This window comes from bacterium, assembly GCA_017744355.1.
Classification (GTDB): domain Bacteria; phylum Cyanobacteriota; class Sericytochromatia; order S15B-MN24; family UBA4093; genus JAGIBK01.
In genome coordinates this window covers 18,360-40,000 of sequence record JAGIBK010000002.1, presented here as the reverse complement: position 1 = coordinate 40,000, position 21,641 = coordinate 18,360, and the positions used below count along the sequence as shown (strand labels likewise).

General features: G+C 65.4%; 25 protein-coding genes and 1 tRNA gene. 10 read left to right on the top strand and 16 right to left on the bottom strand.

The genetic code is table 11. The features are described from left to right. Positions 1-35 precede the first annotated feature (35 nt). Both J7643_05725 and J7643_05720 read left to right on the top strand, forming a co-directional pair. A tRNA-Ala gene (locus J7643_05725) sits at positions 36-108 on the top strand. A 95-nt stretch (positions 109-203) separates the two neighbouring features. After that, positions 204-455 (top strand): hypothetical protein, encoded by a 252-nt coding sequence (locus J7643_05720; protein ID MBO9540077.1) that lies wholly within the window; start codon positions 204-206, stop codon positions 453-455. On the opposite strand, the gene J7643_05715 is transcribed toward J7643_05720, so the two are convergent. Together J7643_05715 and J7643_05710 are read right to left on the bottom strand one after the other, a co-directional pair. Continuing rightward, complete coding sequence (locus J7643_05715) at positions 452-1,165, bottom strand: hypothetical protein (GenBank protein MBO9540076.1); 714 nt, start codon at positions 1,163-1,165, stop codon at positions 452-454. The two genes, J7643_05720 and J7643_05715, sit on opposite strands and share 4 nt — an antisense overlap. A 113-nt stretch (positions 1,166-1,278) precedes the next feature. Further along, positions 1,279-2,493, bottom strand: coding sequence for a hypothetical protein (locus J7643_05710; GenBank protein MBO9540075.1), 1,215 nt, complete (start codon positions 2,491-2,493; stop codon positions 1,279-1,281). Between the two features lie 95 nt (positions 2,494-2,588). Between J7643_05710 and J7643_05705 the strand changes: the two genes are divergently transcribed. From J7643_05705 to J7643_05680, 6 genes are all read left to right on the top strand, one after another. Next, positions 2,589-3,308, top strand: coding sequence for a hypothetical protein (locus J7643_05705; GenBank protein MBO9540074.1), 720 nt, complete (start codon positions 2,589-2,591; stop codon positions 3,306-3,308). A 121-nt stretch (positions 3,309-3,429) separates the two neighbouring features. Next, the gene (csaB, locus tag J7643_05700) at positions 3,430-4,581 is read left to right on the top strand and encodes a polysaccharide pyruvyl transferase CsaB (GenBank protein MBO9540073.1); all 1,152 of its coding nucleotides are present in this window, start codon (positions 3,430-3,432) and stop codon (positions 4,579-4,581) included. Continuing rightward, entirely contained in the window at positions 4,559-5,296 is a 738-nt protein-coding gene (locus J7643_05695) for a WecB/TagA/CpsF family glycosyltransferase (GenBank protein MBO9540072.1), read from the top strand. Before csaB ends, J7643_05695 begins: the two co-directional genes overlap by 23 nt. Before the next feature lie 35 nt (positions 5,297-5,331). Then, positions 5,332-6,021 carry a cell division ATP-binding protein FtsE gene (gene ftsE / locus J7643_05690; GenBank protein ID MBO9540071.1) on the top strand — a complete coding sequence of 230 codons (690 nt, stop codon included), beginning with the start codon at positions 5,332-5,334 and terminating at the stop codon, positions 6,019-6,021. Continuing rightward, the gene (ftsX, locus tag J7643_05685; GenBank protein MBO9540070.1) at positions 6,008-6,904 is read left to right on the top strand and encodes a permease-like cell division protein FtsX; all 897 of its coding nucleotides are present in this window, start codon (positions 6,008-6,010) and stop codon (positions 6,902-6,904) included. The genes ftsE and ftsX overlap by 14 nt, the downstream gene beginning before the upstream one ends. A gap of 21 nt (positions 6,905-6,925) precedes the next feature. Further along, the gene (locus J7643_05680) at positions 6,926-7,921 is read left to right on the top strand and encodes a hypothetical protein (protein MBO9540069.1); all 996 of its coding nucleotides are present in this window, start codon (positions 6,926-6,928) and stop codon (positions 7,919-7,921) included. A 25-nt stretch (positions 7,922-7,946) separates the two neighbouring features. On the opposite strand, the gene J7643_05675 is transcribed toward J7643_05680, so the two are convergent. From J7643_05675 to recN, 3 genes are all read right to left on the bottom strand, one after another. After that, positions 7,947-8,831 (bottom strand): hypothetical protein, encoded by an 885-nt coding sequence (locus J7643_05675; GenBank protein ID MBO9540068.1) that lies wholly within the window; start codon positions 8,829-8,831, stop codon positions 7,947-7,949. A gap of 98 nt (positions 8,832-8,929) precedes the next feature. Beyond that, positions 8,930-9,400: a hypothetical protein gene (locus J7643_05670; protein ID MBO9540067.1), complete on the bottom strand. Its 471-nt coding sequence runs from the start codon at positions 9,398-9,400 to the stop codon at positions 8,930-8,932. Next, complete coding sequence (recN, locus tag J7643_05665) at positions 9,397-11,106, bottom strand: DNA repair protein RecN (GenBank protein ID MBO9540066.1); 1,710 nt, start codon at positions 11,104-11,106, stop codon at positions 9,397-9,399. Before recN ends, J7643_05670 begins: the two co-directional genes overlap by 4 nt. A 252-nt stretch (positions 11,107-11,358) precedes the next feature. Here recN and J7643_05660 point away from each other — a divergent pair, with 252 nt between their 5' ends. Then, positions 11,359-12,216: a helix-turn-helix domain-containing protein gene (locus J7643_05660; GenBank protein MBO9540065.1), complete on the top strand. Its 858-nt coding sequence runs from the start codon at positions 11,359-11,361 to the stop codon at positions 12,214-12,216. A gap of 72 nt (positions 12,217-12,288) precedes the next feature. Then, the gene (locus J7643_05655; GenBank protein ID MBO9540064.1) at positions 12,289-12,834 is read left to right on the top strand and encodes a hypothetical protein; all 546 of its coding nucleotides are present in this window, start codon (positions 12,289-12,291) and stop codon (positions 12,832-12,834) included. An 82-nt stretch (positions 12,835-12,916) separates the two neighbouring features. Here J7643_05655 and J7643_05650 read toward each other — a convergent pair whose 3' ends face one another. The 11 genes from J7643_05650 to J7643_05600 form a co-directional block, all read right to left on the bottom strand. Then, the gene (locus J7643_05650) at positions 12,917-13,135 is read right to left on the bottom strand and encodes a hypothetical protein (GenBank protein MBO9540063.1); all 219 of its coding nucleotides are present in this window, start codon (positions 13,133-13,135) and stop codon (positions 12,917-12,919) included. Between the two features lie 23 nt (positions 13,136-13,158). Beyond that, positions 13,159-14,199, bottom strand: a complete 1,041-nt coding sequence (locus tag J7643_05645) for a hypothetical protein (protein MBO9540062.1) — start codon at positions 14,197-14,199, stop codon at positions 13,159-13,161. A 353-nt stretch (positions 14,200-14,552) separates the two neighbouring features. Continuing rightward, positions 14,553-15,611, bottom strand: a complete 1,059-nt coding sequence (locus J7643_05640; protein ID MBO9540061.1) for a MinD/ParA family protein — start codon at positions 15,609-15,611, stop codon at positions 14,553-14,555. Next, entirely contained in the window at positions 15,608-16,792 is a 1,185-nt protein-coding gene (gene flhF / locus J7643_05635) for a flagellar biosynthesis protein FlhF (GenBank protein MBO9540060.1), read from the bottom strand. The genes J7643_05640 and flhF overlap by 4 nt, the downstream gene beginning before the upstream one ends. A gap of 179 nt (positions 16,793-16,971) precedes the next feature. Further along, entirely contained in the window at positions 16,972-17,238 is a 267-nt protein-coding gene (gene csrA, locus J7643_05630; GenBank protein ID MBO9540059.1) for a carbon storage regulator CsrA, read from the bottom strand. Positions 17,239-17,255: 17 nt separating this feature from the next. Next, entirely contained in the window at positions 17,256-17,702 is a 447-nt protein-coding gene (locus J7643_05625; GenBank protein MBO9540058.1) for a flagellar assembly protein FliW, read from the bottom strand. A 59-nt stretch (positions 17,703-17,761) separates the two neighbouring features. Continuing rightward, positions 17,762-18,658 (bottom strand): flagellar hook-associated protein FlgL, encoded by an 897-nt coding sequence (gene flgL / locus J7643_05620; protein MBO9540057.1) that lies wholly within the window; start codon positions 18,656-18,658, stop codon positions 17,762-17,764. Positions 18,659-18,704: 46 nt separating this feature from the next. After that, entirely contained in the window at positions 18,705-20,231 is a 1,527-nt protein-coding gene (gene flgK, locus J7643_05615; GenBank protein ID MBO9540056.1) for a flagellar hook-associated protein FlgK, read from the bottom strand. Next, complete coding sequence (gene flgN / locus J7643_05610) at positions 20,231-20,734, bottom strand: flagellar export chaperone FlgN (GenBank protein ID MBO9540055.1); 504 nt, start codon at positions 20,732-20,734, stop codon at positions 20,231-20,233. Before flgN ends, flgK begins: the two co-directional genes overlap by 1 nt. A 15-nt stretch (positions 20,735-20,749) precedes the next feature. After that, a complete protein-coding gene (locus J7643_05605) occupies positions 20,750-21,040 on the bottom strand; it encodes a flagellar biosynthesis anti-sigma factor FlgM (protein MBO9540054.1) in 291 nt (96 codons plus the stop codon). A gap of 144 nt (positions 21,041-21,184) precedes the next feature. After that, complete coding sequence (locus tag J7643_05600; protein MBO9540053.1) at positions 21,185-21,598, bottom strand: MerR family transcriptional regulator; 414 nt, start codon at positions 21,596-21,598, stop codon at positions 21,185-21,187. Positions 21,599-21,641: the final 43 nt, after the last annotated feature.

Here is a 21,641-nt window from a genome sequence, read left to right as displayed (position 1 = left end):
AGGGAGGCGCCCTCTGCGACACTCAGCATTGTCGCGGGGGTATAGCTCAGTTGGTAGAGCGCTGCAATCGCACTGCAGAGGTCAGCGGTTCGAATCCGCTTACCTCCACTCGACAGAGGCGGGTCCTGGGACCCGCCTCTCTTTCTTTTTATGCTTGCTTGGGTATAACGCCTCTAACCGTTGCTGGCCTGGGGAGAGAAATAATGGGAACGCGCTTTCTGCTCGAAACTCGCTTCCGCGGCGCCGAGACCGTGGCCTCGCAGCTGCTCAAGCACAAGCTGGTGTCGCTGGGCTATCGCTACCGCCCCATGATGAAGCTGGAGTCGGGCGAGATCGAGAACCGCTTCCAGCGCTTCGAGCGCCGTGCCACCGATGAAGACGTGCTCGGCGAAGAGACCGAGCGTCTCAAGAACGCCGGGGTCTGGGCGGGGATCCGCACCCTACGATTGGTTTAAATCGCGGCCTTGACGGTGCCCTGGGCGTCGAGATAGGCTCTGACGCTTTCTTCGACCGACTTTTGGCCCGGTAGCCAGGTGATGGGGCGCTGGATGACGAGAGTCGCCGCTTGTCGCTTAACCGGATTCGCCATGTCCCAGAGACTCAGGCGCTGCACGTTGATCTCGGAGATGCCGCTCAGGGCCTTCTGGACCGTCGCGTCGGGCGCGTTCGAAAAGGCGCGGTCGAAGGCCGTCAGCTCCTGTAGGGCCGTGAGGTTGGCGCCGCCGACTGGCCAGACGATGTTGATCCCGTGCAGGCTGCGCGCCGAAAGCCCTTGCTCAATCCCGGGGCGCAGCTGCGTCACCGCTTGAGCCGCTCGTCGATCCACCGCGCGGAACATGAAGGGGAAGAGTTTGGCGAGGCTGCCCAGGGCCGAGTCCGCTGCGCCGAGCGTGGCCTGGGCCTGCGGCGCGTTCGTCTGAGTGATGACTCCCAGGCGATCGAAGGAGAGGATGTTCTTTCCCCAGTCGAATACCGCCTTCACGCTCTTGATCGGATGCATCACGAGATCGGTGAGCGCTTTGGCCTTGGTGGGATCCGGCAAGGCCGGGGCTTCGCTCTTGGCAGGCAGCGCAGGGGTCACGGGTGTCTGAGCGGTGGCCTGAACGGTGCCGCTGACTTGCCGGACGGGCGTACGCATGACGGTCGGGTTCGTTCGGATGACCATGGCGACAGCCTCGCGCAAAAGAAGGATCGGGCCCAAGTGCCCGTACCGAATTTATCGCGCGAAGAACGAGAAGGCTGACGACAGCCCACCAAAGCTTAACTCAAGCTTTATGGCTACTTATTGCCACCCGGATTGATGCCGGCCCCCATGCCAAGCCCCGCTTGCTTGAGATCGATCACGACCCCCGAGGCGGCGTCGATGCCCACGCCCAGCGCGAGCGGCCCCTGCCCCTGATCCAGGAGCCAGACGGGGGAGAGGAAGTTGCCGTAGCGCGGATAGAGGATCATGGTCGTATCCTCGGTGAGCCAGGGCACCCCTCGCTCGACCAAGGCGTTCTGGAGATCGGCCATGGCCTTGGGGCTATCGATCTTCCAGGTATCGACCAGGTTGGTCTCGGTCCGCCAATCCTTGAAGGCCGCCGGAGCCGGCCCCACGGTCGGGCTCGCCCCGAAGATCGGCACCGAGACTTCCATGGCCTCGATCTTCTGGGAGTTGTAGAAGAGGTAGCGCCAGCTGCCGTTCTGGAGCTTGCCGGACTTGTCGGCGAGATCCTTGGTGTAGACCAGGTAGAGGCGATAGCCCTCCCCTCGCTGGTTACGCAGGGTCGTGGTCGCCTTGGCGAGGTAGTACGCGGCACTACCGGTCTCCCCCTTGAGGGCGGTCCCCGCCGGGGCGCTTTCGCTCGCTTCGCCGGTCGTGACGCTGCCGCTTGCCGCTTGGAGGTCCGCCGGCACCAGGGCGAGCTCATCCAGCAGGCGATCGTTGGCACGCTTGACCGCGCGCTTGGCCTCGTCCTGGGAGATCAGGTTGGGGAAGGCCCAGCCGAAGCGCTCGGCGGTCCAAGACCCGATGTTGGCCGCCCCGTAGCCGGCTGCCACCGCGCCGAGGGCCGCGATCGCATACGAGCGGATGTCGTTCCCCGGAAAGTAGGAGATGACCGGCGGCGGCAGCTCGGAGAGGCCTTGCCCCGTGGGCCGCGGGTTGCCCAGGAAGTTGTCGTAGAAGACGAAGAGGCCGAGCGGAATGGCCAGGCCCCAGGCGAGTTGCCAGCGGCTGCGAACACGCTCGGCATCCGACAGGCGCTCGGTGAGTTCCAGGTCGTCGGCGCGTTCAAGGAGGGCGCGATCGCTCACCCTTACCGAGGCGGTCCCCTCGCCCATGCGGATCTCGTAGCTGTGGCTGGAGGGCGTCGTCAGCTCGAAGTGACGCTCCTTGTACTCGCGCACGCGCCCGGACTTGTCGTCGGGGACGTCGGCGACAGCGCAGGTGGCTCCGAGCAGAAAGAGGGTCGCAGCGAGGGCGATGACGTTGGTTTGACGCGGGCGCATGGGGGCATTGTACCATTTGCGAGGCCCTGGAGTTGTGGCTCAAAGGAGCGGCTGATAAACTGGGCCCATCCCGTCCCTCTTGAAGCGAGGCCCGCATGAGCAACCGCCTGGAGCCCCACGAAGACAGCCGCCTCGGCGCCCTCTTGATCCGCGCCGGCGTCCTCAGCGAAGAAGACCTCGCAACCGCCCTGGCCCACCGAACGACCGGTCAAAAGCTTGGCGTATGCTTGATCGAGATGGGGCTTGCGACCGTCGAGGACGTGGATGCGGCGCTCAAGGAGCAGCTTCGCGACGCCCGGCTCGGCCAGATCCTGCTGCGAACCGAGGCGATCGCGATGACGGATCTGCAAGCGGCGCTCGAAGCCCAGACCCGCTCCGGGCGCATGCTCGGCGAGCTCTTGATCGAGGCGGGGGCTTGCAGCCCCGAGATCGTGGACTGGGCCCTCGCCCAGCAGAGCGCAGAGAAGCGAACGGGCGCCATCTTCCTGCGGCGCGGGCTCATCGACCACGCGGGGCACGAACGGGCCTTCGCGATGCTCGCTGCCCAGCCCGAGCGGCAGCTCACCGAGATCTTGGTCGAGCTCGGCTTCGTGAGCGCCGAGCAGGTCCGCGAGACCCTGCGCCTCAAGCTGCAGGAGACCCGCCTGGGCCGCATCCTGCTCGAGCGTGGCGCGCTGACTTCCGAGCAGTTACAGGTGGCACTCGCCGAGCAGACCGTCACCGGGCACATGCTTGGCCAGGTCCTCATCCAGCTGGGCTTCTGCGACGTGCAGGCCGTCAGCGCGGCCCTGGCGCAGCAGTTGCTGGAGAGCTAGACCGCCCAGCGGCCGTAACATGCCTGGTTTCGTCAGCCCCTCTGATCCTGCTACAATTGAGTCTTTGACGGGCAACGACCTCAGCGAGCGCTCGGCACCCAGCTCAGGGCAGGAGAGACTATTGCACCGGATCGTCGTTTCAGGCTACTACGGCTTCGGGAACCTCGGTGACGAGGCCATCCTCGCGACCATCGTCCAGCAGCTCGGCGAGCGCTGCGAGCTGGTCGTGCTTTCGGCCAACCCCGCACAGACCGAAGCGGCCTTCGGCGTGCGCGCCGTCCCCCGCCTGGACCTCAAGGCGATCGCCCGTGAGCTGCGTGGCGCGAGCCTCTTTCTCAGCGGCGGCGGCGGCCTCATGCAGGACGTGACCGGCCCCGTCTCGGTCCCCTACTATGGCGGCCTGATGACCATCGCCCGCCTGCTGGGCGTCCCCAACATGGTCTTCGGCCAGGGGGTCGGTCCGCTCGGCCAGTCCATAAGCCGCATGCTGACGCGCTTCGCCTTCTCGTCAGCCAAGGCCCTGACGGTGCGGGATCAGGCGAGCTACGACCTCCTGCGCGAGCTGGGCATCCGCTCCGATCGGCTCAAGCTGACGGCCGATCCGGTCCTGTGCCTCGAAGGGGCACCGGCCGAGCGCATCGACGAGATCGCGGCCTCCATCGGCATCGAGCCGGGGGTCCCGACCATTGCGGTCGCCCTGCGCCCCTGGCACACCTGGTACGAGCGTCAGTTCAAGGTCCTCACGAGCGCCTTGACCCAGATCGCCGTCGAGGCCGACGCCCAGGTGGTGCTCCTGCCCTTCCAGCTGCCCGGCGACGAGCGGATCACCGAGGAGCTGCGCGCTTGCCTCGAGTACCGCCCCGAGGGACGCCACCCGCGCGTGGCCCAGCTCACCACTCCCCTGAGCCCCGCCGAGATGATGGGCCTCATCGGCCGGATGGACCTCGTGGTCGGCATGCGCCTGCACGCGCTCATCATGGCCGCCGCGTCGGGAGTACCCGCCCTTGGCCTGGTGTACGACCCCAAGGTGGCCCACCTGTGCAGCCAGTGGAACTTCCCGGCGGTCCCGAGCCTCTCGGACCTGGACGACGCCCGCAGCTTCGAGGATCTGCTGCGCTCGGCCTGGAACGCCCGCGAGGCGAGTGCGGCCCTGATGGTCGGGGTGAGCGAAGCCTGGCGCGCCAAGGCCCGCATGAATTTCGAAGTGATCGAGTCGCTCCTGGGCTTGAAGCCTGCCGCAAGCCCGGTTGATGCGCCCACGACGGGGGTATAACGTGAGAGTAAGCGTCCTCGGCTTTCCAATCGATCCGCTCGGCGTCGATGCGGCGATCGCGCGGGTCCAGGCAGCCAGTGCCGACCAGCCGCTCCAGGTGGTGACCATCAACGCCGAGATGGCCATCCAGGGGCTCGCGGACCGCGGCCTGGGCGACGTCCTGCGCGGCGCGGGGCTGGTTTTGCCCGATGGCTCGGGCGTGGTCTGGGCCATCCGGCGCCAGGGGAACCCGGTGCAGAAGCTGGCCGGCGTCGAGTTCGTGGGCCACATGGCCCAGTGGTGCGCGGCAAACGGCAAGCGCATGTACCTGTTCGGCGCGGGCGACGGGGTCGCTGCCGAGGCGGCATCGACCCTCAAGGCGCGCTACCCGGGCCTTGAAATCGCGGGCGTTCGCTCCGGCTTCTTCCGCCCTGAGGAGGAAGAGGCGATCCGCGAAGAGATTCGCGCCGCCCGCCCCGACGTGCTGCTGGTCGCGCTCGGCGTGCCCCGGCAGGAGAAGTGGATCGCCGAGCATCAGGCGGCGCTCGGCGTCCCGGTGGCCATGGGGGTTGGAGGCAGCTTCGACGTGCTCGCAGATCGCGTCAAGCGTGCCCCGCTTGCCTTCCGACGCTTCCACCTGGAGTGGCTCTTCCGCCTGATCCAGGAGCCCTGGCGCTGGAAGCGCATGAGCTCGACCTTGCCTCGCTTCGCATGGCTGGTCTTGCGCGAGAAGTAGCGCCTGCGGCTGTTTAAGTAAGGAGAAAACCGGGCGTGATCCGAATCAAGCAGGTTTCAAAGATCTACCCCACCGGGGTGAAGGCCCTGGTCGGCCTCAACCTCGAGGTCCAGAACGGCGAATTCGTCTTCTTGGTCGGCCCCTCCGGCGCGGGCAAGTCGACGCTGCTCAAGCTCCTCTACCGCTCCGAGATCCCGACCTCCGGCCAGCTCACGGTCGGCGGGGTCGACGTGGGCCGTCTGCCCCATCGTCAGCTTTCGACCCTGCGCCAGCGCATCGGGGTGGTGTTTCAGGACTACAAGCTCCTGCCGCAGCGCACGGTCCATGAGAACGTGGCCTTCGCCCTCAAGATCCAGGGCACCGCGCGCCATGAGCTCGAGAAGCGGGTCCGGTCCTCGCTGGATCTGGTGGGCCTGCGCGACTACTCGGACGCCCTTCCCCACCAGCTCTCGGGCGGTCAGCAACAGCGGGTCTGCCTCGCGCGGGCCATCGTCAACACCCCGCCGCTGCTCCTGGCCGACGAGCCCACGGGCAACCTGGACCCCGAGACCTCCTGGGAGATCATGCGGCTTCTGACCAAGATCAACATGCACGGCACCACGGTCGTGGTCGCCACTCACAACAAGCTGGTCGTCGACAACATGCGGCGCCGCGTCGTCACCATCGATAACGGGCGCCTGGTCTTGGACCAGGCGAAGGGAGTCTACTCGGTTGGAGTCAATTAAGCGCCTCTGGCGACAGTTCGGTTTCATCTGCGAGGAAGCCCTCGCCTCGATCACCCGCTCGCTCTGGATGAGCTGGGTGGTCATCATCACGATGGCGGTCTCGCTCTCGATCCTCGGCGGCTTCTGGCTGCTCTCGGAGGACCTCAACGCCCTGGCGCGCTCGGTCGGCTCCAAGATCGAGATCATGGTCTTCCTCAAGGACGACGCGGGCCCCAACGCGACTGCCGCCCTCATCCGTCAGATGCCGGACGTGGCCTCGGTGGACCTCATCACCCGCGAGGAGGCCTGGAAGAACCTCCAGACCGAGATGCAGTCGGAGTTCCGCTTCGAGAACCTGATCGAGAACCCCCTGCCCAACACCCTGCGGGTCAAGATGACCGACCCGGACGCCACCCCGGCCATCGCCGAGCAGATTTCGAAGCTTTCGGCGGTCGAGGACCTCAAGTACGGCCGGGAGCTGCTCGCCAAGATCCAGCAGATCGCAGGCTTCACCCAGCTCTTGGGGCTCGTCATCACGGGCCTTTTGCTGATGGCGACGCTCGCGGTCATCGGCAACACCATCCGCCTGGCGGTCCAGAACCGCCGGCGCGAAATCGAGATCATGCAGCTGGTGGGCGCGAGCGAGGGCTTCATCCACTGGCCCTTCATCCTGGAAGGGATGTTCTTCGGCTTCGCGGGGGCGGCCATCACGGCGGCGGTGCTGTTCAGCTGGCGGATCTTCGTCATCAGCAAGCTCCAGGAGCTCTTCCCCTTCATTCCGCTCGCCGCCGATCCCATGGAGACGCTCAAGATCGTCGGCTACCTCGCGGCGGTCGGCATGGGCATCGGGGCCATCGGCAGCCTGGTATCGGTCACGCGCAACCTGCATCGCAAACCCAGCTAGCACGCAAAGGGGGGTGAGCCCATGGCCGACCAGCCACGCGATCCGCGCCGCCGCCCGCGTCCCGAGACGGACTCGGCGCGCCCGGTGATGCCCCCGACCGCCAAGCTGCCCGCCAATCCCCACGACCTGGCGGACATGCAGCTCGCCCCGGGCGACCCCTACATCCAGGCCGCTTACCAGCGCGTCAACAAGACGACCGCCCAGCTCAACAACGCCCTTGGCCCGGCCGTGCGCGAGGCCGAGGGCAACGACGCGCTCATGATCCAGAAGCTGGCGAAGCGATCGCGCGTCGTGACCTTCAACGTCCAGGGCATCGTCTGGAAGGCGGGCTTCTGCAAGGAGCTCAGTCAATCCCCGGTGGGGGTGGCCTTCAACTTCCCCATGCTACCCATGCAGGAGGTCGCCCATGGCGGCGCCATGCTGCGGCCGGTGGATCCGTCCATGGAGCTGATCTTCCGGGACCTCATCCCCCGCGCCCTGATGGAAGCCGACGAGAAGATGTACGGCATGACGCGGCTGCTGGTGGCGATCGCCATGTACTTCGTGCCGCGCGAGGACGGCGCCGTCTGCGGCATCATCGCCCAGTACGGCGACAGCCCGACCTCGCGCAGCCACTACATGTTCCTGCAGACGGCCATCCGCAAGGCCGACCCGCGGGTGCTGGACCAGATGCTCCAGACCTTCCAGGCGGCGCTGCCACGGGTGCAGGAGAGCCTCTCGCAGCCGCGCAGCGGCGACTTCTGGCAGGAGCTCGAGCGCAGCCTCTACCAGGTCAGGGCCACCTATCGCACCTCGGCCCTGCACGAGCAGTCCTCCAAGGTGAAGAGCCAGCTCACCACCCGCCTCCAGCAGACGGGCGACGGGGTGGAGAAGGCGCTCGGCGCCGTGGATCAGGCCGGGGCGAAGCTGGAGTGGCTGCTGAACCTCCCGCTCAAGGGCCTTCTCTTCGTGCTCCAAGGCGTTTCGAACGGTCTTGTGGGCGCCATCCGGCTACTGGACCGCATGATGCGCCGCTAGAGCACCTAGACAATACCAGGCGCTCTTAGTTGCTCTGGATCATGAGGTTGTCGAACTGCACCCGGTTGCTCGCCCCACGCAGGGCGAAGTAGTGGGTGTAGGGCTTCACGAGGTCGCTCTTGACCTCCTGGCGGAAGCGGCCGTTGTAGTAGACCCGGATGGTCCCCGTGTTGGAGTCGACCTCGGCGGCGAGGGTGACGGGCACGCGCGCCGAATGGGAGGCGGGCTCGCCGTAGAGCTCGCGCCAGCCGCGCCACTTGAGGGGCTCGCCCCCGTTGCACTCCCAGACCTCGAAGGTGTTGGCCTTCATGAGGACCTCCACGTAGTGGGTGGGGTCCAGGTAATAAACGGGCGTCCCTTGGTCCCCGACGGGCGGGTAGAACTCCTCGCGCGAGGCGATCGGCGTCACCTGCAGGCTCACCCGGTACCGGGCGGGAAGTTGCCCGTCGGTCGTGCCGAAGGCATTGCCGGCATAGCGTCTGAAAGAGAGGGCCGGCTGCGGGCGCATGTCATTGTGTTCGAGGGCACGTCCGCCGCTGGGCGCGAGGCTCAGCGCCCCCGAGGCGGCGCTGGCGATGGCGGGCATGAGGTTCCAGGAACCGGAATACAGCCAAGGGTAGGTGTGGCCGTCGTCCTCGCGCGGATCCTTCCAGTCGGCAAGGCTCGTGCTCGCCGCGTCGAAGTCGACCGTGTAGCTGCCGCGACCGCCCATCACGGTCGGCCAATCCGCCGGCACACCCGGCGGGCCGCTGGGCTTGGGGGTCGGGGCGGCGACGAAATCGGGCTTCTCGGTGGGACCGAGGTTCTCCTGGCTCGGACGCGGGGCACTCGGCGGCTCCTGGTTGCAGCCGATCAGGATCAAGGTGAGGGAGAGGGCGAAGAGGGCACCGCGATGGAAGCGCACGTGCACAGACGGACCTCCTTTGCTCCTGGCATTTGGTCCGACTGTAGTGGAGCGGGGCGAAGCGCCGCTAGCGCCGATCGCCCAATCGAAATCGGCTCAAGCCGTCAAGCGAGGCCATCCCGGACGTACTGATCACCCGCGAAGCTAAGGGTCAGACGGCCATCTTCCTGCCATTGCAGGAAACCTCCCTCGACCGCTTCCTTCCAGCAGGCCTCATCCCAGGGCAACTCGGGCCAGGCAAGCGTCCAGGCCGCCGCGAGGTCTGCGATCGGATAGGCCTGAAGATCCGCGTACTTCTCCTGGTAATAGGCCAAGACCAAGAGGCGATCGCGATCGCTTGATGGTTGCTTGAGTTCCAGGAAAGCCTCGAAGGAGAGGTTCTTCTTGACGGCGAAATTCGCAGGAACCTGGTGATCTTCCAGGTGAGGGGCGGGGACGGGCGCAACGGTCAGCGAGGACCCTGCGCCGAAGGTGAAGGGCAAGAGACGCTCGAGCTGAGCTTCGACGAAGGCAGCGTCGCCTTCGAGCTCCAGCTCGCGATCGCCCTGCCGGATGCGGACGCGGCTCTCGCTCACAGCGCAACCTCCTGACGCTTGAAGGCCTGAGCCTTCGAAAGCAGCTCGCGAGCGTGATCGACAGCGGCTCCCGAACTCGCATCACCCGAAGCGAGGTGCGCAAGCTCCGCGACGCGGCCTTCGGCATCCAGGGGCTCTACGTGCAGACGGGTCCGCCCGCCCTCTGTGCGCTTCTCCAGATGCCAATGGCAATCGGCGATGGCCGCGATGGCCGGCATGTGGGTGATGAGCAGGATCTGGTAGCGGTGGCCGAGGCTTGCGATCTTCTGGGCGACTACCTGAGCGGCGCGTCCCGAGATCCCCGTGTCCACCTCGTCGAAGATGAGGGTGGGGGTCGCCGCCCCGCGCACCAGCACCGTCTTGAGTGCCAGCATCAGGCGCGCGAGTTCGCCTCCCGAAGCGGTCTTGGCCAAGGGGCGCAGGGGCTCGCCAGGGTTGGGGGCGAGCAGATACTCGACCGTCTCGGCCCCCTCGGGACCGATGGCGCTCAGGGTACGGAACGCGGCGCTGAAGCGCGCGTCCTTCATGCCGAGATCGGTGAGCTCCTTGGCCATGCCCGCTTCCATGCGGGCCGCAGCGGCAGTCCGAGCCTCGGAGAGGGACTTGGCGAGCTTTTCGAGGCTCGCTTCCAGCGCCGCTCGGTCGCGGTGCAGACGCGCGATTCGCTCGCCGGCGTTGTCCGCAAGCTCCAGGTCCTGCTGGATGCGATCGCGATACGCCCACAGCTCCGAGAGGGTCGGGCCGTACTTGCGCAGCAGGTCCCGCAGCGTGTCGAGGCGCTGTTCAACCTGCTGCAGGCGCTCAGGATCGGCTTCCAGGCGCTCGTAGCGCCGGCGCACCTCGCGGCTTGCCTCCTGCAAGGCCGAGAGGGCATCCTCCAGGGAGTCCACCGTCCCGCTCAGCTCCGAATCCACCGAAGCCGCCGAGCGCAGGCGGCCGATCACGTCCCCGAGACCGTCCACCAGGCTGGGGGCATCCTCCCCCGCGGTGAGGGCCTGGTGAATCCCCACCAGGTCGTGGCGAAGGTCCTCGGCGTTGGCGAGAATCTGGCGCTCGGCCTTGAGCTCCTCTTCTTCGGTCTCGGAGTGAAGGTCGGCCTCCTCGATCTCGGCGAGCTGGTACTGCCAGAAGTCACGCTGCCGCTCGCGCTCGACCGCCGCTGCCTCGAGGTCCTTGATCTCGCGGGCGATCGCCTGAAGCTTGTGATGGGTCGCTCCCACCTCGGCCCGCAGGGCTTCGAGCTCTGGGCCGCCGAAGCGGTCCAGCAGGGTCAGGTGCTCCCTGGCATGGGTCAAGAGGGTGTGCTCGTGCTGGCCCAGAATATCCACCAGGGACTCGGCCAACTCCCGGAGGGACGCCTGCGGGATGGGAACCCCTTCGATGCGGCAGCGGCTGCCCTTGGGGGTAATGTCGCGCGAGATGTGGAGCTCGTCGGCCATGGCCGGCTCGATCCCCTCTGCTTCGAGCCAGGCGGCAATGGGTGCCGCCACCGGATCCAGCTTGAAGGTCGCTTCGAGGCGCGCGCGCGCGGCCCCTGCCCGGATCGTGTCAGGCCCTGCCTTGCCGCCCAGGATGGCGCTCACCGCGTCGATGATGATGGATTTACCGGCGCCCGTCTCGCCCGTGAGCACGCAGATCCCCTCGTGGAACTGGAGGTCCAGGGCTTCGATCAGGATGAAATTCTCGATTCGCAGGCTTTGCAGCATGGGGCAACCTCTATCATGGGCGACAGGCCTATTGTACCAAGCGCTACTCCCCCGAAAACCCGCGCGAAATCCGCTCGTAACGATTTTTAACAAAGAGGTAAAACGCGCTTCATGACGATGATTTCTCCATGCTTACATGTGACGACAGTCACGTTGGAGCCTTGTGAGGACTTGGAAGCGGATCGCCTCCCTGCTAGAATTGACGCCATCAAGGAACCGTTCGCCCGAGATCATTGAGGAGCCAGCATTCCGATGTCATCCGTCAGCCAGATGCTGCGTCAGACCCGCGAAGCCAAGGGAATCAGCCTCGAAGAGGTGGCCCAGCGCACCTACATCAAGCTGCCCTACCTCGTGGCGCTCGAGGAAGGCGACATCGCGAAGCTGCCGGCCCCGGTCTACATCCACGGCTACATCCGCCAGTACGCCAAGCTCCTCGGGCTCAACGGCAGCGACCTGGTGCTCCAGTACCAGCAAGAAGCAGGCCGCTCTCCCGCGCCCAAGCTCTCGGTCTCGACCAGCTTGCGTTCCTTGATCACGTCGGAGAGCGACGTTCTCGCCCAGCCGCCCGCGAGCGCCCCGACCGCCGTGCGCACCCTGCCGCCCGACCTGCGCGAAGAGTCGCTGAAGCGGCCCGCGGTGGCGCCTTCGCCCATCGTCGAGGCCCCTGCCTTCGATAGCTCGCTTCGCAAGGCCGCGATGGCCCTTCATCCCGAGCTGCGCGAGTCGCTGAGCCGCGAGCCCGCCCTGCGCGAGACCATCGTCGAGGCTCCCACGCTGCTCGAAGAAGTGCCGGCAGCCCCCGTGCAGGCGCCGATCGTCGACACGCCGGTCGCTGAGGCTCCCACTGCCAAGGAGCCTTCCCTGCGCGAAAACCTTCCGCTCCCCGACTTCATCAGCCCGACTGCGCAGGAGATCCAGCAGGCCAAGATGCAGGCCCAGCAGATCATCGCCAACGCCCAGCGTGAAGCCCAGGAGCTACGCGTCGCCGCCGAGCGCTATGCCGACCAGGTCCTCGCCCAGCTCGAGAACGAAGTGAACCGTTCGCTCCAGACCGTCCGTAACGGTCGCGCCTTCCTCCAGAGCCGGCGCCGCAAGCTCCAGGAGAGCTAAACAACTCTCATCAAAGGGCCCGCAGCTACTGCGGGCCTTTTCATTGCGCGTAAAACAGGGTACTTAGAGAGCATGAGCCAACGCAGAACCCGCACTCAACTTCTCGTGACCACCCTCATCCTTACTACTGCTCAGCTTCAGCTGCCGGGCTTCGCGCTAGCCTCGGGCCTGCCGAGCCTCAAGGTGAACCGTGACGTCGAATACCTCAACGTCACCCCTACCGGCAACGGTAACTTCACCCTGCGCATGGGCGATCGCCCCATCTCGAGCGATCGCTTCATCGAAGCAGTGTCAAATCTCGATGCCGATCCCTCGCTCTTGCAACAGGTGAAAGCCGAGCAAAACGCTCGAACTGCCCTGGGGGCAACCTCGCTCGGCCTCCTGGCCCTCGCACCGGTGTTCCTAGGCCTTTTCGTCACGAACTATCAACGGAAGCCGGATGGCGTCTTCACCCGCACCTGGCTCGCCGTCTCAGCCGTGGACCTGGCCGCTGCTGCAGGTATCGGCATCGCCTACCTGGTACGCAATAACTCATCACTCATTGGCTACGAAGCCGCTAAGGATGCTGCGCACGCTTACAACCGAAAGGTCGACGCGCTCGAGCACCAGCGAAACTGAGCTGCCTTTTTCGGCCTGAAGCAAGAGGAAGCGCGTCCCGCTTAAGCGGGACGCGCTTCCTCTTGACGGTATGAGGCGCCGGCTAGACGGGCTCGAAATCCCAGGTGGGGAGCTCAATCTTGACGTCGCCTTCCTTGCCGGCCTCACCTGCAGCATTACCCGAACCACCATTGGTCGTCGCCTTGTTATCAGACTGCTGACCGTTGGATTGCGTGTTCGTCGGCGTGGAAGCACCGACGTTAGGATTGGTCGGAAGGTCCTCGCAAGCGGCCAAAAGACCGCTTGCGAGGACGACGAGCATTAGCCGTCGCATCGAGACCAACCTTACAGGCCGCCGGTGCCGCTCTGCGAGCCGCCCAGGCCGAGGTCGTGCAGGACGATCTCAGCATTGGTAGGAACGAAAGCAGCGGGCAGGAACAGCGAGAAGCTGCCCTGATCCTTCACCGCGTAGGAGTCAGTGGCATACAACGACGCGTAAGAAGCATTGAAGGTCTTGAAGTTGATGTCGGTGTAGAGGTACTTGCGATCCGGGCTGTAGCTCCAGGTCGAGATGTTGGTCGCAGCCGAGAAACCATTGGTCGAGCGGATGTCACCAATGGTCCAGCTCGCGGTCCCAGGAGCCGAAACGAACGCCTGGGTGAACCCGGTGCTCGGATGCGTGATGACGAGACGGACGCTCTCGCTCGCGCTCAGGTTGGCGTAGGGGTTCCAGTTTGCCATACGCAGGTAAAGACCAGTAGCAGGCGCTGCGGTCGTCAGCTTGATGCCAGCGCTAGTGGTGGCGTTGGCCGAGGGCGAAGCCTCGATGGTGAGGCTGGTGGAAGCAGCGCGGAGGATGGTATAGACCGGGAAGGTCACGTTGTAGGGCAGACCGACCGCCGTCTGAACGAAAGCCTCGGACTGAGCGACCAGCTCATTCTTGGCGCCCGGATTCTCGACGAAGGCGGCAGTCATGTCGGGAGTCACCGTATTGTAGGCACTCACCTGGATGACGTGCTTGCCGGCGGGGATCTTGGGCAGGGTCAGGCTGACAATGCCCGTGCTCGGGACCGACGCGGTGGCAACGAGGGGGTTACCGTCAACCGACTCGATGGCGATCGACTTGGACGCCGCGTAGGTAGTGCCATTGGTGGGGTCAGCCGCATAGATGCGAGCGACGACGTATTTGGCGCCGTTGGCACCGCCAGGCAGAGCCTGGATGCCACGGGCAGCGCCACCGACACTGAACTCAGCCGAGCCAGGACCGCTGAGGCCCACGGCCGTGGGCTGGCCCGCAGGGGCCTTGGCGCCGGTGGTGGGGAGCATGGCGCAGCCAGCGGCCACCAGGCCACCGGTGAGCGCGATCATTCCGAGAGTCTTTTTCATTTCGGCTCCTTCCGTAATGGAGAGATGCTTCTCCCCTCGCGCGAGGGGAGGGTGACGAACCCCGAGATCCGGGGCGCGGGCCTCCTTGCCCTGAAAGCTGCCTTGTATGCTTTTCCCTTTTTCCCGTTGGGGTAGGCCTATAACAGTCAATCGAGCTATTTTACGGAAAATTTAGCCAAAAGAACGAAGACTCACGGAAAAATCACGTTAATACCATTAGAAAAAAAGCACCTCATTAAAGAATCAAGAATCCTCAAACAAGTTGAGGATTCTTAACTTCTCAGGGAGATGCCAGCAGGCAAGGGATCTGCTAGAGTAACGTCAGAGATATAAAGACTTCGTGAAGCCCAGACCTACGAACGCCCACTGCGGAAGATCTGATGCACCAAGCGCGAGAAGAAGCCTCCGCTGGGTTTGGCTTCATCGTTCTGGGCGAGCAGGGTGCCCGCCAGAATGTTGAGGCGTCGCGTCGCGGTGGCGTTGGGATAAGCGTGGGTGAACGGCTGCTGCATGAGCACCGAGCGACTTACGTGACCGTCCCGTTCGATACACCCGATGTACTGGATTTTGACGCTCAAGAAGCGCTCTACGATCATCGCGAGCTTGGCGGCGACGGATCGCGCCTCGGCCTCCGAATCAGCCATATTGACCAGCAGTTGAACGGTGGCCGACGGGTTGTTGGCGTCGATCTCCTTGATCATGCCATAGGCGTCGGTGATGGCCGTGGGCTCGGGGGTCGTGACGACCAGGATCTCGCTGGCGGCCATCACGAAGTTCACCACGTTGCGCGAGATACCCGCACCCGTGTCCACCAGGATGATCTCCGCCTGGGACTCCAAAGCGGCAAGCTGGGCGATCACGGTCTCGAGCTTGCTCGGCTCCAAGTTCGCCAGCTCGGAAACCCCCGATCCGCCGGGCACGATCCCCAGATGGTCGCTGACCCAGTGGACCACCTCGAGCAGGGTCTTGCGGCCCTTGATGACGTCCGCGATGGAGTGGGGCGGCGAAACGCCCATCATCACGTCCACGTTGGCCATGCCGAGATCCGCGTCGAAGAGGATGGTCTTGCGCCCCCGGCGCGCGAAGGTCAACGCGAGGTTGACGGTGACGTTGGTCTTGCCGACCCCGCCCTTCCCACTCGTGATCACGATGGTTCGTCCCGCGCGAGCACCGGGTTCGGGTAGCGGAATCGACACCTCGGGGCGCGGCTCAGGGGCCGCCTCAGGCGCTGCTGCCGGAATCTCCTCCGAGCTTGTAATCTTCGCCTCAGCGCTCGCTTCGCCACTCAGCGCGACGGTGTCGGGCTCCTGGGCGGATTCGAGCCGCGCGAGAATCGGCGGCGTCGCCTGCACCTCGGGTGCCTTGCCGCGCTGGACGAGCTCGCGAAGCCGTTCGGCCTGATCGCCCATCATACGAGCATCTCGTCGGTGAGCATGCGCGCCATGGCGGTGGCATCGGCGGTCCGAATATCGTCCGGCACGCTCTGCCCCGTCGTGAGGTACGACAGCGGCTTGGCAAAGGCATGGGCCGTCGAGAGCATGGCTCCGAAGGAGCCGGTCTCGTCGATCTTGGTGAAGATCACGCGATCGACGCCCACCGGCTCAAAGGCCTCGGTGATCCGCGCCAGGTTCGCGCGGTTGGTCGTGGCCGAAAGGACCAGATGCACCTCTCGCGGATGAGGAATGTCCAGGAAGCCCCGCAGCTCGTGCAGGTGCATGCGATTGGTGGGCGAGCGGCCCGCCGTGTCGATCAGGATAACGTCCTTGTCTGCGAAGCGCGCGATCGCATCCTTGAGCGCGCTCGGGGTCACCACCACCTCGACGGGGATGCCGATGATGTCCCCGTAGGTGCGCAGTTGCTCGACGGCAGCGACACGGTAGGTGTCGATGGTGATGAGGGCGACGTCCTGCTGCTGGATGAGGCGGAAATTGGCGGCGAGCTTCGCGATGGTCGTGGTCTTGCCGACCCCGGTGGGCCCGACCAGCGCGACGATCTTGGGACGCGCTTCCAGCGAAGCCGGGGGCTCGATCGCCCCCGAGCAGGGAAGCCAATCCGCGATCAACGACTCCTGCGCCCGCACCGCCTCCGGCGTGGGCTCGGAGCCGCCGGCCTCGACCAGCTTTGAAACGAGCTCGCGCGCAAGCTCCGGTGCGAGCTCGCTTGCAACCAGGCGGCTATAGAAGGCAGCAAAGGGAGCAGACCACTCGGCCCGCTGAGTGCCCAGTTGCTCGGCCATCGAGCCCAGCATGCGCTTGACCTCGACCACGGCCTCCTTGAGCTCCGCCACCTCCGTGCTCGGGGCGACAAGCGCTTGGCTATTCGACTCCGTGGTCGGTAGCGCAGGAGCGATGGTGGAGATGAGAGCGGGGGCGGGGGCGATGGTGGTGGGGACAGGCGGGCTGAGACGATAGCCGCCCTGATCAGGGGCGTCCACCGCGGCCAAGACCTCGACCATGTCCTTGGCGAACAGGCCAAAGACCCCACCTCGTTTGAAGGATCGGGTATGCAAAATCACGGCGTCGGGGCCGAGATCCATCTTGATCTTGAGACGGGCCTCCTGCATGGTGGCCGCGGTGTATTGGCGGATCTTCAAGCCGGTCCTCGCCCCATCGATGGGGACATGTCTCGGGGCGCTCGTCCGTGTGCCCATCGTTGCGCCGATCCCTGGCTGCTGCATGCCCGCCGTGCGCGCGACAGCGCCCGAAAGCGCCGCACAAGGCGTCGCCTCTTTATACCATTCGGGAGCCAAAGCTTTCAAGTACGTGCGTAAAGCTAGGATACGGGCGGCTCACCCGACTCGGTTTTCTTCTTGAGGGCCTGCTGCAGCAGGCGCGCCGCATCCAGCGCGGGGGCGACGGCTGCGGCCGCCCGTGCATTCTCGCGGGTGATCTCGGCGTAGACCTCCTGGCGGTAGACCTTGACGTCGCGCGGCGCCTTGAGGCCGATCTTGACGGTGTCCCCCTTGACCTCGAGGACCACCACCTCGATCCCGTCGCCAATCATGATGCTCTGGTTCGGTTTGCGGCTCAAGACGAGCATGGGTCCCCCTACTGCGGCTACGCGGTGACGGCGCTGGCCGCGCCGGGAATGAGACGTTCGCGAGTCCCGTGGGGGGAGTCGTGGAGCACCAGCTGGCGGCCGAGCCGATTCTGCGGATGTAGGACCAGCGGCCCCATGAGATTGGCCGTCATATCGGCGGGATCCTTCGGCACCGTCACCAGCACCAAGAGCCGCGGCTCGACCCCGGCCGCAAGGCCGAGACCCTCGCGATCGCTCGCCGTGAGGTGGACCTTGAAATCGGGAAACACCAGCTCGGGCTCGATCACGGTGAAGGCGATCTGAGGCTCATCGAGCGATTGCAGCCAGCGCAGCGGCTCGACCTCGGGCTGATCGATCAAGAGAAAGCGATGCATCCGCTCGAACCCGAGCAGGCCCTCGGGAAAAGTGATGACGGCCTCCTCGGCATAGTCGATGGAACCGAACTGGCGGGTGATGATGGTCATGCGCTCCAAGCTCTCCAAGAGCATCTAACGGGACGGTCTCATTCTAACCTATGCGGGCCTTACCTGAGGAAGTCCATCAGGGTGGGCTGCATGATGCGAGCGCTGGCGGCCAGGGATGCCTGATACACGGTGGTCGAGAGGCTTAGCTGCGAGATGACCTTGGGCATGTCGACCTCTTCGTTGGCGCTGAGCAGATCGCGCATGCTGACCTCGGTCTCGGAATAACGCTCGGTGAGCAGCTCCGTCCGGTTCAGCTTGCCGCCGAGGCCCGCGCGCTGCAGCGACATGGCATCGAGGCGCGCGTTGATCCGGTCGATCTGAAGGCCAGCCGCCGTGCCGTCGTCCGCCTCAAGGGCCGTCGCCAGGTCTTCGAGGACCTGGAAGGCGCTGTTGGGATCGGTGGTGGCGCCAAAGACGTCGGTCCCCGTCACGTTGTACTGGATCGAGATGCCGGGGCCGATCTCGGCGGTCAGGGTGTCGGTGTTGTCGACCTTGGCAGGGAAAGGCGGCGCCCCGTTAGGGTAGGGCTCGGTGAGGGTCTGAGAGCCGGCGAAGACGTAGCGTCCCGCCAGCTGCGTGTTGGCGATGCCGCGTAGCTGCTCCTTGAGCTCGCGCAGCTCCTGGGCGAGGGCCTTGCGGGAGTCGGGGGTTCCGGTGTCCGAAGCCCCTTCGTTCGCGAGCACCAGGGCGCGCAGCATGACCGTCTGGGCCGAGTCGATCGTCTGATCTCCCGTCTTGAGCCAGGTGTCCACCTGCTTGAGGTTGGTGACGTACTGGTCCTGGTCCGCGAGGGTGTTACGCAACAGCATCGCGACGTTGACGGCGCTCGGATTGTCCGAGGGCTTGTTGATGGCCTTGCCGCTCGCGAGCTTCTCCTGGAGGTCCGCCATCTTCTCGAGATGCGAGCCCGCGTTGCGGTAGACGCTGTCGGAGATCATCTTGTTGGTGACGCGCATGGTTCAGTCCCTTTGCTATTCAGCCAGCTCTTCCGTGAAACCCGGTTTAGCGTCCCGGCGCCACGCCGTTGATCAGCCGATCCAGGACCTCGTCGAACATGGTGAGGACCTTCGCGGAGGCGTTGTAGGCGTGCTGGTAGCGGACCAGATCCGACATCTCCTGGTCGAAGCTGATGCCCGAGACCGCCTCGCGCTGATCGTGCAGGTGATCGATGAGATTGGTCTGGTTGACGGCAGTCCGGTTAGCGGACTGCCCCACCACCCCCAGGTTGGACAGGAAGGTGCGGTAGTAGTCGTTGAGGGTCTGGGTCGGGTGGCCGAAGCCCGCCTCCGAACGAATGCTTGCGATCTTCTGGGCGATCTCGTTGTCGGCCGGGCCCGGCGCCGTCGGACGCAGGGCGTCGGTCGGACGGCCCGCCACGATCTTGTCGAGCCCCGACGTACCGTTCTGGATGTCCAGGTTGACCATGAAGCCCTGGACCCCGATGAAGGTGTTGTCGGCGACCGAGGCGTAAGGGTTGTTGTTGACGAAGAAGGGCGTCCCCGCCATGGCGCCGGTGAGATCGGTACCGGTCGTGTGGTAGGCGTTGACCTTCTGGGCGAGCTCGTTGGCGAGCTTGTCGAGCTGGTAGAGCATGCCGTTCGGGGTGTCGGGCAAGACCGGGGTGCCAGGCCGCGCCTGGGCCATCGAGCGACCGATGATCTCGTCGCGGGCGGAGAAGAGCGCCCCGAGGCTGCCGCCGATCTCCATGGGCGAGATCGTCTCGCCCCGGAAGGCCACCTCCGAGAGGTTGCCCTCCGCGTTAGAGCGAACCGTGAGCACCTCGGCGCGATCGCTGTCCACCAGGCCTCGGCCCTTCATGTAGACGTAGACCTTGCCGTCGGGCTGAACGCTGGTCTGGATGCTGGCGATCTTGGACAGCTTCTCGAGGAGGGCGTCGCGCTGGTCCATCAGGGAGTTGGATTGGGTCCCCAGGGCGCCCGAGGAGGCGATCTGCTGGTTGAGCGCGCTGATCTGGCTGGTGAGACCGTTGATGTCGGAGACCTGACGCTGGATCTGCGAGTCCAGGTCGGCACGCATGCGCACCAGGTTGCGGTGCAAGGCGTTGAAGGTGTTGGCCAGCGTGATCCCTTGATCGCGGACCTGGCTGCGGGCCGCGGAGTCCTCGGCATTGCTCGACAGCTGATCCCAGGCGTTGAAGAACTTGGTCATGACCGAGCCCAGACCGTAGTCACCCGGTTCCTGGAACAGGCTCTCGATCTTGTTGACCTGATCGCGCATGGTCTCGTTCGCCCCGAGCGCGGCGGTCTCGTAGCGGATCTGGATGTCCAGGAAGTCGTCGCGCACCCGCTTGATCGAAGTCACCTGCACCCCGCCGCCCAGCTGCGCGAGGCTCACGGGGGTGTTGTAGGAGTACTGCATGATCGAGGAGGCGGGGATCTGCTCGACCCGCTGCCGCGAATAGCCCTCGGTGTTGGCGTTCGCCAGGTTGTTGCCCACGGTGTTGAGCGCCGCCTGGGCGGCGAGCATGCCGCGGTACGCGGACCCCAAACCGTACAGGGAATAGTCCATCAGGCCCTCCGGTCGAGCAAGAGGCTCGGGGAATGCAAAGGGGTCTCTTCGTCGGCGCCGCCGTACATCAAGGGCTGGGCATTGGCGACGGTGCGGCTCACCAGCTGCATGGTGATGTCCACGTACTCCAGGCTCGCCTTTAGCAAGATCTTGCAGGTCTCGTGCCCTTCGCGCAGGGCCCCTACCTGCTCGCGCAGGCGATCGCCCAGCGGCGCGAGCCGCGAATGCCAGTCGGGCGTCAGGTGGGGCAGGATGCCCGAGAGCGACGGCTCGGTCCCGGCCGGCAGCGCCGAAAGGATCGCCTGCACGCTCTGGTTGCGCTCGCGCTCGAAGCCGAGCAGGCGCGCAAGGTCTGCTTCTTCCTGCCGGGTGAGGTGCTCCAGCTGATCGACGCGGTTCTTGCGGATCAGCGCGAGCTTGAACGGCAGGCGATTGAGCAGACCTTGATAGGCCGCCACCTCATGGCGCAGGGCGGCTTCGAGGGCCGCGAGCTGGGTCTCCATCGCGTCTTCGCTCCGCTAGCGGTCGCCCGTGAACGGGCCGAACAGCGAGCCGACGATGTCAGCGCCCCCCACCTCGTAGGTACCGGCGGCGATACGCTCCTTGAGCGCGGCCACCTTGTCGGCGCGCACGTCAGCGGTCTTGGAAATAAGCGACAGGGCCTTGGTGATGTCCTGACCCGCAACGGAGAGCGCGGCGCCGTCGACCTTGGCGACCGCATCCACCGGTGCCGTCTTCTGAACCTTGCCGGCACCCTTGACGGCGCGGGTCTGGAGCATCTGCTGGATTTGTTCGGACGAAATCTTCATGGGGTCCTCTCGTCGATCCTTCGAATGGGAGGCTTCTAGATCCAACTATCGGCCGAAAATTCCAGAACTTTAGGAAAAAGGTCCCGCCCCTTCGCTGGGGGCGGGACCTTCAATCGAAACGATCGGTCGACTCGAAACGCGGCCTCAGCGACGATCGACGCGCAGCTGGTGCGAGAAGTCTCGCTTGGCTCGCCCCGCCGCGTCGTCGTTGGCGGCGGGATCCTCCCGACGCGCCGACGTGCCGGGGGCAAAGCCCGAGCGGAGAGTCTCGGTGCACTTGGCGCAGTACGATCCCCGGTGGGTCGGTCCGCCGCAGCGCTCACAGGGGTAACCCGCCTCGCCCGCGAGCAGGCGGCCGGTGCGGTAGAAGTCCATGATCTGCCGCTGTTCGACCCCGGTCGCGTCCGCGATCGCCGCCACCGTCGAGTTGGGATTGTCGCGCAGGTAGCGGTAGCACAGGTCAAAATCGACCTCGTCGCGGTGCCGACAGGCATCGCAGATGTTGGCAGCGACTTTGTTGAACAGCTTCTTGCAACGCGGGCAATTAGCGAGCGGCATCGGGAGGCTCCTCAGACATCAAACGAACGACCATGCTGGTTGT

Coding starts and splice junctions, on each gene's coding strand:
- J7643_05640 (MBO9540061.1), bottom strand. CDS start 15,611: ATGATGGGCGATCAGGCCGAACGGCTTCGCGAGCTCGTCCAGCGCGGC.
- flgK (MBO9540056.1), bottom strand. CDS start 20,231: ATGGACTATTCCCTGTACGGTTTGGGGTCCGCGTACCGCGGCATGCTC.
- J7643_05710 (MBO9540075.1), bottom strand. CDS start 2,493: ATGCGCCCGCGTCAAACCAACGTCATCGCCCTCGCTGCGACCCTCTTT.
- J7643_05680 (MBO9540069.1), top strand. CDS start 6,926: ATGGCCGACCAGCCACGCGATCCGCGCCGCCGCCCGCGTCCCGAGACG.
- J7643_05655 (MBO9540064.1), top strand. CDS start 12,289: ATGAGCCAACGCAGAACCCGCACTCAACTTCTCGTGACCACCCTCATC.
- J7643_05695 (MBO9540072.1), top strand. CDS start 4,559: ATGCGCCCACGACGGGGGTATAACGTGAGAGTAAGCGTCCTCGGCTTT.
- J7643_05645 (MBO9540062.1), bottom strand. CDS start 14,199: ATGAAAAAGACTCTCGGAATGATCGCGCTCACCGGTGGCCTGGTGGCC.
- J7643_05660 (MBO9540065.1), top strand. CDS start 11,359: ATGTCATCCGTCAGCCAGATGCTGCGTCAGACCCGCGAAGCCAAGGGA.
- J7643_05600 (MBO9540053.1), bottom strand. CDS start 21,598: ATGCCGCTCGCTAATTGCCCGCGTTGCAAGAAGCTGTTCAACAAAGTC.
- flgL (MBO9540057.1), bottom strand. CDS start 18,658: ATGCGCGTCACCAACAAGATGATCTCCGACAGCGTCTACCGCAACGCG.
- recN (MBO9540066.1), bottom strand. CDS start 11,106: ATGCTGCAAAGCCTGCGAATCGAGAATTTCATCCTGATCGAAGCCCTG.
- flgN (MBO9540055.1), bottom strand. CDS start 20,734: ATGGAGACCCAGCTCGCGGCCCTCGAAGCCGCCCTGCGCCATGAGGTG.
- J7643_05715 (MBO9540076.1), bottom strand. CDS start 1,165: ATGGTCATCCGAACGAACCCGACCGTCATGCGTACGCCCGTCCGGCAA.
- J7643_05625 (MBO9540058.1), bottom strand. CDS start 17,702: ATGACCATCATCACCCGCCAGTTCGGTTCCATCGACTATGCCGAGGAG.
- J7643_05720 (MBO9540077.1), top strand. CDS start 204: ATGGGAACGCGCTTTCTGCTCGAAACTCGCTTCCGCGGCGCCGAGACC.
- J7643_05605 (MBO9540054.1), bottom strand. CDS start 21,040: ATGAAGATTTCGTCCGAACAAATCCAGCAGATGCTCCAGACCCGCGCC.
- J7643_05650 (MBO9540063.1), bottom strand. CDS start 13,135: ATGCTCGTCGTCCTCGCAAGCGGTCTTTTGGCCGCTTGCGAGGACCTT.
- csrA (MBO9540059.1), bottom strand. CDS start 17,238: ATGCTCGTCTTGAGCCGCAAACCGAACCAGAGCATCATGATTGGCGAC.
- J7643_05705 (MBO9540074.1), top strand. CDS start 2,589: ATGAGCAACCGCCTGGAGCCCCACGAAGACAGCCGCCTCGGCGCCCTC.